The sequence below is a fragment of the Microbacterium sp. JZ70 genome (assembly GCF_053903225.1).
Genome location: NZ_CP096405.1, coordinates 1,380,531 through 1,394,592 on the forward strand (window position 1 = coordinate 1,380,531; position 14,062 = coordinate 1,394,592).

General features: G+C 65.9%; 11 protein-coding genes. 10 read left to right on the top strand and 1 reads right to left on the bottom strand.

Features of this window, described 5'->3' with window-relative positions; translation table 11 throughout:
* The first annotated feature begins 1 nt into the window (after position 1).
* The 7 genes from M1D46_RS06185 (at position 2) to M1D46_RS06215 (ending at position 10,807) form a co-directional block, all read left to right on the top strand.
* Positions 2-1,498, top strand: a complete 1,497-nt coding sequence (locus tag M1D46_RS06185; RefSeq protein ID WP_456286953.1) for a lipopolysaccharide biosynthesis protein — start codon at positions 2-4, stop codon at positions 1,496-1,498.
* Between the two features lie 72 nt (positions 1,499-1,570).
* Positions 1,571-2,380 carry a polysaccharide pyruvyl transferase family protein gene (locus M1D46_RS06190; RefSeq protein WP_456284717.1) on the top strand — a complete coding sequence of 270 codons (810 nt, stop codon included), beginning with the start codon at positions 1,571-1,573 and terminating at the stop codon, positions 2,378-2,380.
* Between the two features lie 248 nt (positions 2,381-2,628).
* On the top strand, positions 2,629-3,285 hold the full coding sequence (locus M1D46_RS06195; RefSeq protein WP_456284718.1) for a hypothetical protein: 657 nt from the start codon (positions 2,629-2,631) through the stop codon (positions 3,283-3,285).
* Positions 3,286-3,361: 76 nt separating this feature from the next.
* Positions 3,362-5,509: an acyltransferase family protein gene (locus tag M1D46_RS06200; protein WP_456286954.1), complete on the top strand. Its 2,148-nt coding sequence runs from the start codon at positions 3,362-3,364 to the stop codon at positions 5,507-5,509.
* Positions 5,510-5,587: 78 nt separating this feature from the next.
* A complete protein-coding gene (locus M1D46_RS06205) occupies positions 5,588-7,564 on the top strand; it encodes an acyltransferase family protein (protein WP_456286955.1) in 1,977 nt (658 codons plus the stop codon).
* A 140-nt stretch (positions 7,565-7,704) separates the two neighbouring features.
* Positions 7,705-9,537, top strand: a complete 1,833-nt coding sequence (locus M1D46_RS06210; protein ID WP_456286956.1) for a DUF4012 domain-containing protein — start codon at positions 7,705-7,707, stop codon at positions 9,535-9,537.
* A gap of 172 nt (positions 9,538-9,709) precedes the next feature.
* Positions 9,710-10,807: a glycosyltransferase gene (locus M1D46_RS06215; protein WP_456286957.1), complete on the top strand. Its 1,098-nt coding sequence runs from the start codon at positions 9,710-9,712 to the stop codon at positions 10,805-10,807.
* Between the two features lie 30 nt (positions 10,808-10,837).
* Here the strand turns inward: M1D46_RS06215 and M1D46_RS06220 are convergent, their stop codons facing one another.
* Complete coding sequence (locus M1D46_RS06220; protein WP_456286958.1) at positions 10,838-11,206, bottom strand: VOC family protein; 369 nt, start codon at positions 11,204-11,206, stop codon at positions 10,838-10,840.
* 53 nt (positions 11,207-11,259) lie between these two features.
* On the opposite strand from M1D46_RS06220, the gene M1D46_RS06225 reads away from it, so the two are divergent.
* Genes M1D46_RS06225 through M1D46_RS06235 form a run of 3 tightly spaced genes read left to right on the top strand, consistent with a single transcriptional unit; the run spans position 11,260 to position 13,831 of the window.
* The gene (locus tag M1D46_RS06225; RefSeq protein WP_456286959.1) at positions 11,260-11,727 is read left to right on the top strand and encodes a MarR family winged helix-turn-helix transcriptional regulator; all 468 of its coding nucleotides are present in this window, start codon (positions 11,260-11,262) and stop codon (positions 11,725-11,727) included.
* 46 nt (positions 11,728-11,773) lie between these two features.
* Positions 11,774-12,832 (top strand): acyltransferase family protein, encoded by a 1,059-nt coding sequence (locus M1D46_RS06230; protein ID WP_456286960.1) that lies wholly within the window; start codon positions 11,774-11,776, stop codon positions 12,830-12,832.
* Between the two features lie 33 nt (positions 12,833-12,865).
* Positions 12,866-13,831, top strand: coding sequence for a glycosyltransferase (locus tag M1D46_RS06235; protein ID WP_456286961.1), 966 nt, complete (start codon positions 12,866-12,868; stop codon positions 13,829-13,831).
* Positions 13,832-14,062 lie beyond the last annotated feature (231 nt).

The window sequence follows — 14,062 nt, forward strand, 5'->3', positions numbered from 1 at the left end:
GGTGACTGCCGCGAGTAACGAGGAGCCTGACGACCTCAGGGGTAAGGTGGCCCGATCAGTCGGCTGGGTTGTTGCGGAACGCTGGGGGTCTCGGCTCCTTCAGCTGGGTGTGATCGCGGTGCTGACGCGGTTTGTTTCGCCCGACGATTTTGGCTTGATCTCGATGGCGACATCGATCACGCTGGTGCTGCAGGTGGTGGTTGACTCCGGCTTCGCGAAGGCTCTGATTCAGCTTGACAAGCTGGCAGCGAAGGATGCCTCGACTGCGTTCTGGACCTCGCTTGGCGTCGCATCCGTCGTATACGCCGCACTCTATTTTGCGTCTCCATTGCTTGCGACCGCGATGGGAGAGCACGAACTGACGTCGATCTTGAGAGCTATGGGACTGAGCCTTCCGATTTGGGCGCTCTCCCAGACACCCTCCGCGCTACTGGAGCGCGAGTTCCAGTTCCGTACCTTGTCGATCCGACAGCTCGTCGCGGCAATAGCTGGGGCGGCTGCCGCAATCCCTGTCGCTTTGCTTGGCGGCGGGGCCTGGGCGCTCGTGACCCAGACGCTGACAGGCGCTGCAGTCGCATGCATGGTTCTGTGGGCGTCGACCGCCTGGCGACCGCGCTTCGAATACTCGCGGGATTCGCTGAGGCGTATCTGGCCGGTGGGACTCAGCATCATGGGCACTGAGCTCCTCGACGCGCTACAAGGAAATGTGGACAAGATCGCTGTCGGGTTCTTCTTTAACTCAGAGATCCTTGGCTTCTATTACCTCGCGCAGCGTGTGATTCAGATCCTGATGGAACTCGTCACCACAGTGATCGCCCGCGTATCGCTGACGACGTTCTCGAGGGTTCAGAATGACTTGCCGAGGCTCAACCGGATCTTCGGCCAGCTCACGCTCGTGGCCGGTATTGTCGGCATTCCCATATTCGCCCTTGTCTCCGCTTTGGGGCCGCAAATAATTCCACTCGTGTTCGGGCGAGGGTGGGAGCAGTCGATTCCGATTCTATGGGGACTTTCGATTGGGTCATCGTTGACGGCGATTATGTATTTTGACAGGCCTGCGCTGCTCTCTCGTGGGCGCGCAAAGGCGGCATTCTGGCTCGCTGCTTTACAGAATGTTGTCGGCATCCTATTGTTGTTCGTGTTGATGCCGTTGGGGATCTGGGGTGTGATCATCTCACGGTGGGCGCGCGTCTTCGTATGGCCGGTGCGTCTCCTCGTTCTCCACCGGGAAATTGGCCTCCGGATAGGGACGTATCTCCTCCAGATTCTTCGCCCAGTGCTCGCTATCGCGCCGATCGTTGTAGGTATTGCTCTGCTGCAGGGGACGTCCTGGGCGGAGGCCCCATGGCCGTTCGTCTCTTTTGCGCTGCCCGTCGGGCTCGTAGGGCTAGTCCTGTACGGCGCAATTGTCTGGATGATCGCGGGCGACGAGAATCGCAGCGCTATGCGCCCCTTTATCGACGGTGCAATGCGGAAGCTGCGATTCGGCCGTCGATGACTGACGTATCGGGCGGAGACTACGCTGGAGTGCGGCTTCTGGTAGCCGCGTCGCAGTAAGAGGGGATATATCATGCCAGTGAGGACGTTCTACTGGGACCCAGCCGTGAGGGGCTGGCGCGGGGTCCTCCGACGGCCCAGTTTCCGCGTTGGCAATGCGGGAGACCTCCTGAACCGAGATCTCATCCGTCACTTCTACGGTGAAGAGCCGCACAACACTGAGGATGGAAGCCGCCTGCTGCTGGTCGGGTCGGTCATCCACCGCATGCAGCCGGGTGATGTCGTCGCGGGCGTGGGGACGAAGGGATCACCGCTCCCCGCCCCTGACACCCTGGGCGACGTCGAGATACGCGGCGTGCGCGGCCCAATCACGTACGACGCGCTCAATCGAGCTGGTTTCGATGTCAGCCATGTCTCCTTCCAGGCGGACCCTGGCCTCCTGGTCAGGGAGCTGTACCCCGCGGAAGCCGAGAAAGAAGCTGTGCGTGGCCGAGTGACATTTATCCCCCACTACCGGGACCGTGAAGAGTACCGGCGCACTCCCGGTGTGCGCATTGTCGACATCGATTGCGAGCCGAGCCAGCTCGCAGCCGAAATCGCACAGGCAGAAGTCGTGCTCACATCGTCGCTCCACGGCCTGATCTTTGCTCACGCGATCGGACGTCCGGTTGTCCTGGTCGCCCCGATCCGGTCCGAGCCGATGATCAAGTACCAGGACTACATGGCATCCGTGGGACTTGCCTGGCGAGAGCCTGTTGATCTTGCAAGCGCTTTGGCGTCGCCGTTGCCCTCCAGTCCTGTGGATATTGACTTTGACCCGGAGTCCATCACCTTCCCGGACCTAGATACCCTCGTTGCGCGAGGCCTGACGGAACCTCGGTGACGTTCATGGGTCTGCTGAGCCTAAGTAGATGCGAGACGGCGGCTTCGAAGTCGATCCTCGCTGTGGCAGAGTCGCTGGGCCGCCACGTCTTTAACCCGAGCGTTAGAGTGCACGGCGCGGACGTCGTGCTGGCGGCGCGAGTGAGCGACGCCGCAATCGGGCCGGTGAGTGCGAGCCTCGCCACGCTAGACCCCAGCCGCACCGACCCTGCGTCGGACTGGGTGCAAGACCTAACACGCATCGGAGCCATGAACGGCATCGAACCTGTCGCTGACCCAAAACTGTTCTCATATCGAGGAGCGGTGTGGGCGACCTTCAACACTGGATATGTGGCTTCCGGGAATGCGGTCTATGTCATGCAGGTCTTCCCCGAAGTCGGCCGACCAGTGCGTTGTGAGGCACCGGATCGGCAGATCATCGAGAAGAACTGGGGGTTTTTCGAGGGGCCTGACGGAGAACTCCGCGCGATCTACCTGCTCGACCCGCTCACCGTGCTCACCTTCGGGGTGTTGTGTAACGAGCCAGCCTCAGAAGTCGTGGTGGGGAGCGTGGTCTCTCGAGTTCGCAACGAGTCATGTGCTGGCCTGACGATCGGGACTCAACCGGTCGAATTCGACGGATCACTCATGCTCATCGCACATGAGAGGGTGGGCGTCAGAAGATGGCGGGGCTACTTCGGCCGGGTTGTTCGGCTTGACGGCCAGGTAAGTGGTGCGACCGTCGGGCGACCGCGGTTGATCCACGATGGTCCCACCATGTTGGGGAGCCGTCCTCGTCGTAACAAGCACCTCTGGTTCGCCACCTACTTCTCGGGCCTGGAGGTGATCGACGGCGTGCCAACCGTGACCTACGGCATCAACGATCAGCGCTCTGGCGCGGCGGCTTTGCCGCCTCACGCGCTCTGAGGAAGCGTGACGGTACCCAGGCGCTGCCCGGGTGGGGGAGTTCGGGCGCAGCCAACCCGCACTTAGCCTGAACCGGGTGCGTGAGAACTTTCCTGGCCGCTCGACGGGGCAGCTGAATCGTCCTCTGGGAGACCCCGCGCAGCGCGACGGGTTTCGCTACGACATACAGGGACTGCGCGCGGTCGCTGTTGTGCTGGTTGTCCTGGATCATGCGTTTCACATGCCCGCCGGCGGGTTCGTAGGGGTCGATGTCTTCTACGTCATCTCGGGATTCCTTATTACTGGACTGCTCCTCCGGGAGCTGGAGCAGTCCGGATCCATCTCGCTGAGAGCGTTCTACGCGCGTCGTGTGAGGCGAATCGTGCCCGCTGCAGTCCTTGTGCTGGCGGTCACGGTGATCGGGTCGTGGATAGTTTGGTTCGCGCCGCGGGCTCTGCAGATCACCCTCGACGCGGTGAGCGCGCTGCTCTTCGTCTCGAACTGGCACTTCGCTGAGCTCGGCACGGACTACCTTCAAGCTGACGGCCCCGTGTCTCCAGTCCAGCATTACTGGTCACTGTCGATCGAAGAGCAGTTCTATGCGATCTGGCCGCTCGTGCTCCTCGCCTTGGTCGTCGTGGCGAAAGCTCGCCGTCGTGTTCTCGCCGCGGTGATCGTGGTGGCGATCATCTTGGGTGTCGCTGCGGCGGCCTACAGAACGGCGAAGGAGCCGAACGCGGCGTACTTCGAGACCTGGGGGCGCGCGTGGGAGCTCCTCGCAGGAGCGCTCGTCGCGTGCGTGGGTGGCGCACCGCTATCTCTAGGCGTATGGGTGAGACGTGCGCTCTCCATGTTCGGATTGCTCGTCATAGTTGGGTCCGCGCTGTTGCTCACGCCCGAGTCCAGTGTGCCGTTCCCCGGTGTTATTCCGGCAGTGCTCGGCTCCGCGCTCCTGATCTGGGCGCGATCTCCCGCTGCGCGACGCGGTCTGCTGGGAAACCCCGTTTCGCAGTGGCTCGGCGACGTCTCCTACAGCCTCTATCTTTGGCACTTTCCCGTACTCATCTTCGCTGGTGCGCTGTTCGGAAACAGCACGTGGGTCGCGGTCCTTGCGCTCCCCGTCATGTTCTCTCTCGCAGAACTGTCACGACGACTCGTTGAGCAACCGATCATGCGAAGCGGTTTCCTTCGTCGAACCGCTAAGTCGCGCAACGAACGTTCGTTTGTCGGGAAGGATCTCCTGTTCGGGGCGGTCGTGCTCGTGACGATCGCAATCTTGTCGGTGACGCAGCTACGGGGCCCATCGTGGATGCGCTCCGCTGCGGACCTCGCATCGTTGGCGGGCGAGCAGCGGATCACGAGTCGTCAGGATGTGAGCGACCTCGGCGAGCGTCGCGTGTCGCTCGAGGAGGCTCTCGCGGCCACCCGGTGGCCGGAAGGCCCCGCATCGGACCTCGAGAAGCTATCGCTCGCGCAACAAGGCGAGGCCATGTTGCGTTGGGCCCCGGGGTGCCGCAACAGCGTGTTTGACTCCACTCCTCCTGAAGTGTGTGAGCCTTCCGGAACGGCCGAGAACGAGGCGATGGTCGTTGGGGACTCCATCGCGCTCTCATGGGTGCCCACCGTGGCCGTTGCGGGGGACGCGCTGGGGTGGGCGACGTCGGCCGTCGGCTACGCCAACTGCCCCCTCATTGACGTCCGTGCGACGAACAGCACTGACGATCCGGGATTCGCGGAGGCGTGCGCGACGAGCCGGGAGCGCATGATGTCCGTTATTCGGGAACGCCAGCCAGACATCGTCTTTCTCTCTGCATCTGAAATCTCGCTGGAGTTCACTGAGCTGCCCCTTAGCGAAGCTCGTGTTGCTTGGCGGGAGGGAGTTCAACGGACGCTGACCGATCTGGGGTCTTTGCCATCTGCGCCCCAGATCGTGGTCCTCGGGGATCCTCCTCGGGCGGGGAACATGACGGAGTGCCCATCGCGTATCGGGAGTCCGGGTGACTGTGAATCAGCGCTTTCTCCGACGTACGTAGCGAAGGCCGAGGCCGACCGCGAAGCTGTGGCAGCGTCTGCGGGTGCGACTTACATCGAGACTCTCTCCTGGTTCTGCGTCGACGGTCGATGCCCGGCGTTTGCCGGCGAACACGTGATCCGCATGGATGCCTCGCATCTCACAGATGCTGAGGGACGCTCGCTCGGACCCTTGCTGGCTGCTGCGCTCAGGGAAGAGCTTCAGCTCCGCTGACCGGATCGGTGCCGCGGGAGGGCGAAACCGCTGTCGGTACTATTGGTGACCATGGCAACGAGTACCCAGCAGTCGCACGTGCCCGCGCGCATCGTCGGAACAACTGGGGTATATCGGCCTGACGTCGACGGATTGCGCTCGATCGCCGTCACCGCGGTCGTCCTCTTCCACGCGGGGCTGACCGCATTGTCGGGTGGCTATATCGGGGTGGACGTGTTCTTCGTCATCTCGGGGTATCTCATTACCCGCCAGGTGGTCGCGGGCGTACAGCGCGGTCGCTTCTCGTTCGTCGAGTTCTACACGAGGCGCATCCGGCGGCTCGTGCCGGCGGCGTTGACGACGGCCGCGCTTGCGCTTCTATTCGCCCTACTCTTCCTCCCGGCTTTCCGGCTTGCGGAGATCGCAAAGTCGGTCGCGGCCGCAGCGCTCTCGGTGTCAAACATCTTCTTTTGGCAGGAGACGAGCTACTGGGCCGACGAGTCGGCGGTGCAGCCCCTGCTCCACACGTGGTCGCTCAGCGTCGAGGAGCAGTTCTACCTTGTCTGGCCGCTGTTGATCGTGCTCTCGCTGCGATGGTTCCGGCGCGCGACACTGCCGATTCTGATCGTCGGTACGTTCGTCTCGATCGCAGTCACGACTTGGGCGACGACCCGCTCGCCGGACGCCGCCTTCTATCTCACGCCGTTCCGCACGTACGAGTTCGCTATCGGAGCGCTCTGCGTGTGGGTGGAGCGCCTCCGCTGGCCCGACTCACGTATCGGGCGCGTCATGCAGTCGGGAAGCTGGCTGCTGGGCATGGTGCTGATCGTTTTCGCGATGCTTACCTTCAATGAAGCGGGCACGGCGTTCCCCGGATGGCACGCTCTTGTCCCAACTGTCGGCACCGCGCTGGTCATCGCGGCACGCCGCCCCGCGGGCCTTGATCGGGTCCTCGACAATCCGGTCATGCAGTACATCGGGCTGCGTTCGTACAGCCTCTACCTCGTGCACTGGCCGGTACTCGTCTTCGCGCAAGAGCTTTTCGGCCCGCTCACGCTCCTCACCGCGACGGCTTGCATCGTCCTCACCGCTGTACTCGCGGAACTTCAGTACAGGTACGTCGAGTATCCGCTGCGCGTGCACTCGGCCAAGAAGACCGTAGACGCGCAGGATGTGCCGACGAAGGTGAAGTCGGGGCGCGAGCGTTTCGTTCGGCTGGCGGTGCCCGTGCTCGCGACAGCTGTCGTGGTCGCGGGCGCTGCCGGCGTCGCGTGGTCGTACGCCAAGTCGCCGTTGGTGTATCCCGCCAGCGTGAGGCCGGTGGCGGAACTCGACCGAGAGGCCCTTAACGAGGTGCGGAGGGCGCCGATCGGCGAACTCTGCGCTGCTCGCTCTGAAGGATCGATCTGCGGAGTGCTCTCCGACGCGAAGCCGAACGTCCTCGTCATTGGCGACTCGTTTGGGGCCGATGGGCTCAATATCGCCCGTGGGATCGCGCCCGAGGCCAACTTCCTCGTAAGCGAACGGCCGGCGTGCCCGCCGTTGCAGTCAAAGGGCGCAGGTGAGGGCGGCGATGCCGACTGTATTCGCCTCAACGCGTATCGGGTGCCGGCGATCGACGATATGGCACCGCGAGTCGATCTTGTCGTGCTTTCGATGAAGTTCACCGAACTCAACCGCGAGCGGGCCATGGACCGAATCGCGGAGCTTGTGGCCTTGGGTACACCGGTTGCCGTCATCGGTCAGGGGGCGCACTACGACCAGGAAGCGTGGCAGACCGTTCTCGAACACGGGAGTTTGAACGGCGTTGAGGGAGCGCTTTTCGATCACCTCGACGTCACCGCGGAGCAGAATGCAGCGCTAGCTGAGGACGTCACTGCCCTCGGAGCGAGCTACGTCGACCGGTGGGAATGGATGTGCGATGATCACGGCTGCCGTGCGTACGTTGATGATGTGCAGGACCTCGTCATGTACGACACCGCGCACATGACCGCGATCGGCGCGTCGGCATTTGTGGAGGCCGTGCGCGAAGACAGTGACGTGAAGCTCGCATTCCACCCGGCCCTCGCCGACTGAAGTGCGACGCTCGGTGTTGCCGCAGGGAGCGCGCGCCTGGGCGAACTAGGCTGTTCGAATCGCCGGTGCGAGCCTTGCCACACCGGCGTGCGCTGGAAGATCGCGGACGAGTCACGGCCCGAGCAGGAGTCGATAGCAACATGAATGCAGCTGAGCACGAGCCGGTCGATCGGGGACGGGACGCTAACGCCGCCCGTCACTCGAAGCGGCGGAAGCTCATGCGCCGTTGGCTGGCGTGGGGGTTGCCGATCCTGCTCCTGGCGTACGCAGCGGTGCTCGCCGTCAGCGCATTCGTCGCGTACGGCGCATTGCGCGACGTAACGCCGCTTGCGGGGCGGGTTCAGAACCAGATTGCAGCCGGCGACACAGCTGGAGCGCAGTCGTCGGTCGCGGACGTGGCACAGAAGACGGCGACCGCCCGCGCTGCCACCGACCACCTCCTCTGGCGCGGCGTGGAATGGCTCCCGTTTGTCGGAGACGATATCGCCTCTGTTCGACTGGCTGCTGCGGCTGGGGACGAACTGGTTCGCGACGCGCTCACTCCGTTCGCGAGCGTGAACCTCGCGGCGCTCGGCCCCACGAATGGCGCCGTCAACCTCGACGCCGTACGTTCCCTCGCGGAGCCGGTTTCTCAGGCCGCCGTCGCGACGGAGAGGGTGCAGATCGATCTGCTGGCGATCGACACCTCGACCCTGCTGGCACCCGTCGAGTCTGCAGTTGGCCAGCTGACTGGTGCTGTCGAGACGCTCTGGCCGACCCTGGTTCGCTTGGATGGGCTCATGCCCCATCTGCCGACGATGCTCGGGGCGGATGGGCCAAGGAACTACATCGTGATTGTTCAGAACAACGCGGAGGCACGAACGACAGGCGGCAATCCTGCGTCGCTGATGATGCTCACAGCCGACCAAGGGCGCATCTCGATCACGCAGCACGCAGCCTCCACCGACTTCAACAACAACCGGGAAGCGCCGATCATCGACCTCGATTCCGGCACTGAGACTCTCTACGGATCGCGAGTCGGCAAGTTCATCCAGGACACGACGATGTCGCCGAGCTTCGACGAGACCGCCGGGCTCGTACGCGCGTATTGGCAGGAGACGTACGGCGATCCGGGTGTGGGCGTGCTCTCGCTGGATCCCGTCGCGCTGAGCTACATCCTCAAGGCGACGGGCGGCGTTGCCCTTCCCGACGGTGACAAGCTGACGTCGGAGAACGCGGTTCAGACCCTTCTCAATAGCGTTTACTTCAAGTACCCCGGTGATACAGTCGCGGAGCGCGACGCCCAAGACGCGTACTTCGCGGCGGCGGCCGGGGGAGTTTTCGAAAAGATCACCAGTGGGTCGGCTGATATCGTCAAGCTCGCTCAGGCGTTCGGGAAGGCCGGTGCCGAGGGCCGTATCTACTTCTCCTCGACTGATCCGATCGAGTCGCAGGCTGTGCAGGGCACCACGCTCTCGAACCCCTTGCCGGCCGACAACGAGGATGAGACAGCCCTCGCGGTATTCGTCAACGACACGACCGAAGGCAAGCTCGACTACTACGCCGACATGGAAGTTGAGGCCACGTCGAACGTCTGCGAGGCAGCGACGGGCGAAGCGCCAACTTTCACGACTAAGGCGACGTACAACTACAACCTTCAGCCGGGTGATGTCGCGAGTCTGCCGATCTACATCTCGACAGGCCGCTATTTCGAGCGTGGCGTGAAGGCGACGGACATGGTGTTCTACGGTCCCGTCGGAGGCACGTATGTCTCCGCGAAGGTCGACGGAGCCGAGGTGCAGCCGGACGTCGGCACCATGGACGAGGGGCGACCAGCGGTCCGCATCCGCGTCGAGAACCAGCCGGCCAGCTCGCACACCTTCGAGGTGACGTTCAGCGGTGCGCCTGACCAGGAGTACGGCCCCCTCAGCGTCGTCCACACTCCGCTCGTCAAGCCGGTTCCGGTCGAGACATCGAGCCCGGGCTGCGGCTGACGAAACTGGGGCGGCCACGCGGAACGTGAGCGTGGTCGCCCCAGTTGCGCTTCCTGTCGCCGCCGCGTGTCCGCGACGCCCGCAGTCGCGCGGCGCGCCATCCGCTGCCTCAGGCATCCGCTCAGACGTCGGCCCATAGGATCGAGACCACAGCTTCAACAAGGAGACACCGGTGAGTGGTCTGATCGTGCACGAGTGGCTCTCGCCCGCAGGCGGGTCGGAGAACGTGTTCGAGGCCATCGCGCAGGTCTTCCCCGATGCGGAGCGCTGGTGCCTGTGGAATGACGCCGGCGACCGGCTGCAGCCCGTCCACGAGACCGTCCTCGCACGCACGCCGCTGCGAGGGCGCAAGGCGCTCGCAGTGCCATTCATGCCGATGGTATGGCGACACCTGCCGAAACGCGCCGCCGACTGGTTGCTCGCGAGCACGCACCTGTTTGCGCACCACGCGCGCTTCGGCGGGCCGGCGCGCGACGTGCCGAAGCTCGTCTACACCCACACGCCGGCGCGCTACATCTGGGTGCCCGAGCTCGACGGACGAGGCGACAGCCTGCCCATCCGCGCGGTTTCCGCAGCGCTGAAGCCGTTGGACCGCAAGCGCGCGCAGGAGCCCGTCGCGATCGCCGCGAACAGCCGGTTCATCGCCGATCGGATCGCCGACGCCTGGGAGCGCGAGTCGGAGGTCATCTACCCGCCCGTCGCGATCCACGGCTTCGGCGAGGAGCCCGACCTGACGGCGGCCGAGCAGGATCAGCTCGACGCGCTGCCGGAGTCGTTCATCCTCGGGTTCTCGCGCTTCGTGCCGTACAAGCGCCTCGATGCGGCAATCGCCGCCGGCCGCGCTTCCGGACTGCCGGTCGTGCTCGCCGGGTCGGGTCCTGACGAAGACCGCCTCCGCACGATCGCCGACGAAACGTACCCCGGCGCGGTGACCTTCGTGCACCATCCGTCGAATCCGCTGCTGACCGCCATCCTGCAACGCGCTTCGGCGCTCGTCTTCGCGCCCATCGAGGACTTCGGGATCATCCCGGTCGAGGCGATGGCGGCCGGCACGCCAGTGCTCGCGAACGCTATCGGGGGAGCGGTCGAGTCGGTGCTCGACGGCGTCACGGGCGCGCACGTGCACGACTGGGACTCTCCGTCGGAGCTGCGCGCGGCGGTCGAGAAGGCGCTCGCCTCGTCGCCCGCGGAGTGCCGTGTGCGCGCGCAGCGGTTCGGCGAGGACGTCTTCGCCCGCGAGATCCAGGGGTTCGTCGAGCGGAACGTGTGAGGGAGGGGCGCCGGAGCGCCCCCTCCTCGCCTACGCCCGGTCGTGGATCGTGACGTGATATCCGTCGGGATCCGCGAAGGTGAAGGTGCGCCCGAACGGGCCGTCGATCGGCGCCGAGACGATCGTGTGGCCCGCATCGGCGAGCGCGTCGTGGATCGCCTGCGAGTCGGTCGCGTGGAGCCAGATGGCCGTGCCGATGCCCGGCTGCGCGGCCGACTCGAGGTCTGTCCCGGGCACGAGGTCGCGCAGGGCGAACGCGATCGGACTCGTCTCGAAGACGACGGCGTGCGGCGGCCCTGCGGGCGACCGCACGAGACCGAGGTGCTGCTCGTAGAACGCCTGCGACGCCTCGAGGTCGCGCACCTGCAGGGAGATGAAATCGGGGCCGGTGACGGGCATGTCTGCTCCTTTGTGTCAGATAACTGACAAGGAGGCTATGTCAGACTTCTGACATGAGTCAAGACGTGATCGATCTCGAGACATCCCTCGGCTATCTGCTGAAGGAGGCGTCCTCCGCGCTCCGTTCGGCCATGGAGGCCGTGCTCCGACCGCTCGGGATGACGGTGACGCACTACGCCTGCCTCGAGCTGCTCGCGCAGCGGCCGGGCTTGTCGAACTCCGAGCTCGCACGCGGGGCATTCGTGACACGTCAGTCGATGAACGTGCTGCTGCAGACCCTCGAGCAGGACGGCTCGGTGACGAGGCCCGCGGAGGCCCGAGTGGGGAGGGCGCTGCCCGCGGAGCTCACTCCGCTCGGCCGGGAGCGCCTCGAAGCGGCGAGCACCGCCGTCCGCGCAGTTGAGGACAGGATGGTCGGCGGGATGACCCCGCGCGAGCAGGAAGCGGCGCGGTCTGCCCTGCGGAGCATGATCGCGGCGCTGACCGGGCGCGGCGACGTGGAGCGTGCCGAGGAGCCGTGACGGCCCGGCCCCGGCCATCCGAGCCCTCCCGCATAGGCTGGGGCGCATGGCCCGGACCGAGCGCATCGTGTGGATCGACGCGGCCCGCGGCATCTGCGTGCTCGGCGTCGTGCTCATGCACACGACGCTCTCGAGCTACCTCGGGCATCTGCAGCCGGGGGCATCCACGGGCTTCTGGTCGTGGTTCATCGACGCGATGACGCCGTTCCGCATCCCGGGGCTCGCGATGCTGAGCGGCCTGCTGCTCGCCCGACGGATCCGTCACGGATGGTCCGACCGCACCGTGCGCGTGTCGGTCGCCTCGTCGTACTGGCTCTACGCGGTGTGGCTCCTCGCGTTCGCGCTCTACGCCGGGCTCGTCGGCGCGTACGTCTGGACGGGCCCGCTCGGCGGGACCGGTGCCATCCGCTGGGATGCGTACCTCAACGAGCTCGTCCTGCCGAAGACGCTCCTCTGGTACGTGTTCGCGCTCGCCGTATGGACCGCCCTCCTGGCGACGCTGCGCAGGGTCGACCCCGCGCTCGTCCTCGTGACGCTCGTCGTCGTGTCGATCTGCAGCCACTACGTGCCGGTCGCCGACAACAACGACCAGTACCGCAACCTCATGCGGTACGCCGTCTTCTTCGCGATCGGCGTCTACGGATCGGCGTGGCTGCGCGAGCGCGTCGCGTCGCGGCACCTCCCGTTCGCGCTCGGCGCGCTCGCCGTGTACCTGGGCGCCGGCGGCATCATGGCCATGGGAGATCCGCACGTCGGCGCGGTGCTGTCGGTTCCGCGCGATGCGGCCGCGGCCATCCTGCTCCTGCTGCTCATGGCGGTGATCTGCCGGGCGCGGCCCGTCGGCCGGGCGCTCGCGTGGATCGGGCGGCGGACCCTGCCGATCTACGTCCTGCACGGACTCCTGCTCGAGCTGCTGTCGCGCGTGCCGAACTGGGGCTTCGTGATCGACCGTCCGGTCATCCGCTCGCTCGCGCCGCTGCTGGTGACGCTCGCCATCGCCATCCTGTCGGTCGCGGTCTATGAGCTCGTCATGCGCACCCCCGCGCGGGTCGTGTTCGAGCTGCCGTGGCCGGCGAAGCGCGCGCTGCTGGGCGAGCGGCGGTAGGGGCTCGGTCTCCGGGACGACAGAATGGAACCCATGGCACAGGTCGCGATCGACACCCGGTGGGATGGCATCGCCGGCATCCAGCGCTACTCGCGCGAGGTGCTCCCGCGGCTGAAGACGCCGTGGCAGCCGCTCGGGCTCGACGGTGACCACCTCGCCCCGCTGGATGCGCTGCGCGCCGTGCCGCGCGACCGCCTCATCTACTCGCCCGGCTACAACGCCTTCGTGCGGGCCAAGCGGCAGGTCGTGACGCTGCACGACCTCATCCAGCTGCAGACGCCGTGGCCGGGGCACGCGAAGTACCTCGCGTACTACCGGCTCGTGGTTCGCCCCGTCGTGCGGCGGACGGGAGTGGTGCTCACGGTCTCCGAGACGTCGAAGGCGCTCATCGAGGAGTGGCTCGACGACGATTCGGTGCAGGTCGTAAACGCGGGCATCGGATGCTCCGATGCCTTCCACGCCGACGTCGAGCGGGCCCCGGGCGATCCGTACCTCATGTACGTCGGCAACCTCCGCGCGCACAAGAACGTCGAGGTCGTGCTCGACGCCCTCGGGCGGGTGCCGGATGCGCGACTGCGGATGCTCCTTCCCGCGCGCGAGCACGAGCAGGCCGAGCGGATGGCCGCGGAGCGCGGCATCTCGGCTCGCGTCGAGCTGCTCGCGGGGATCGACGACGCCGCGCTCGCGCGCCACTACCGCGGCGCGGCGGCGACCGTCATGCCGTCGACCCTCGAGGGCTTCGGCCTTCCCGCGCTCGAGAGCGTGATGACCGGCACCCCCGTGCTCTTCTGGCGCGGGTGCGCGGCGGTCGCCGAGACGGTGGGCGATCGCGGCCGCGCCGTCGAGAACGCGACCGACGTCGAGGAGTGGGCCGGCGCCATCCGCTCGGCCCTGGCCTCCCCGCGTCGCGTCGATCCGCCCGCGTCGGGGTACGACTGGGACGCGACCGCGCGCACGATCGACGCGACGCTGGGGGAGCTGCTGGACTCCGGTCGTTGAGCGGAGCGAGCGCCAGCGAGCGCAGTCGAAACGTCGTGAGCCGGCGTCGGGGCGGGGGTGTCGTTTCGTCTCGCTTCGCTCGCTCAACGACCGGGAGGCGGGGCGTCCTTCCGGTCGTTGAGCGGAGCGAGCGCCAGCGAGCGCAGTCGAAACGTCGCGAGCCGATCTCGGGAGCGGAGGCGTCGTTTCGTCTCGCTTCGCTCGCTCAACGACCGGGGCGGGGGTGCTCGC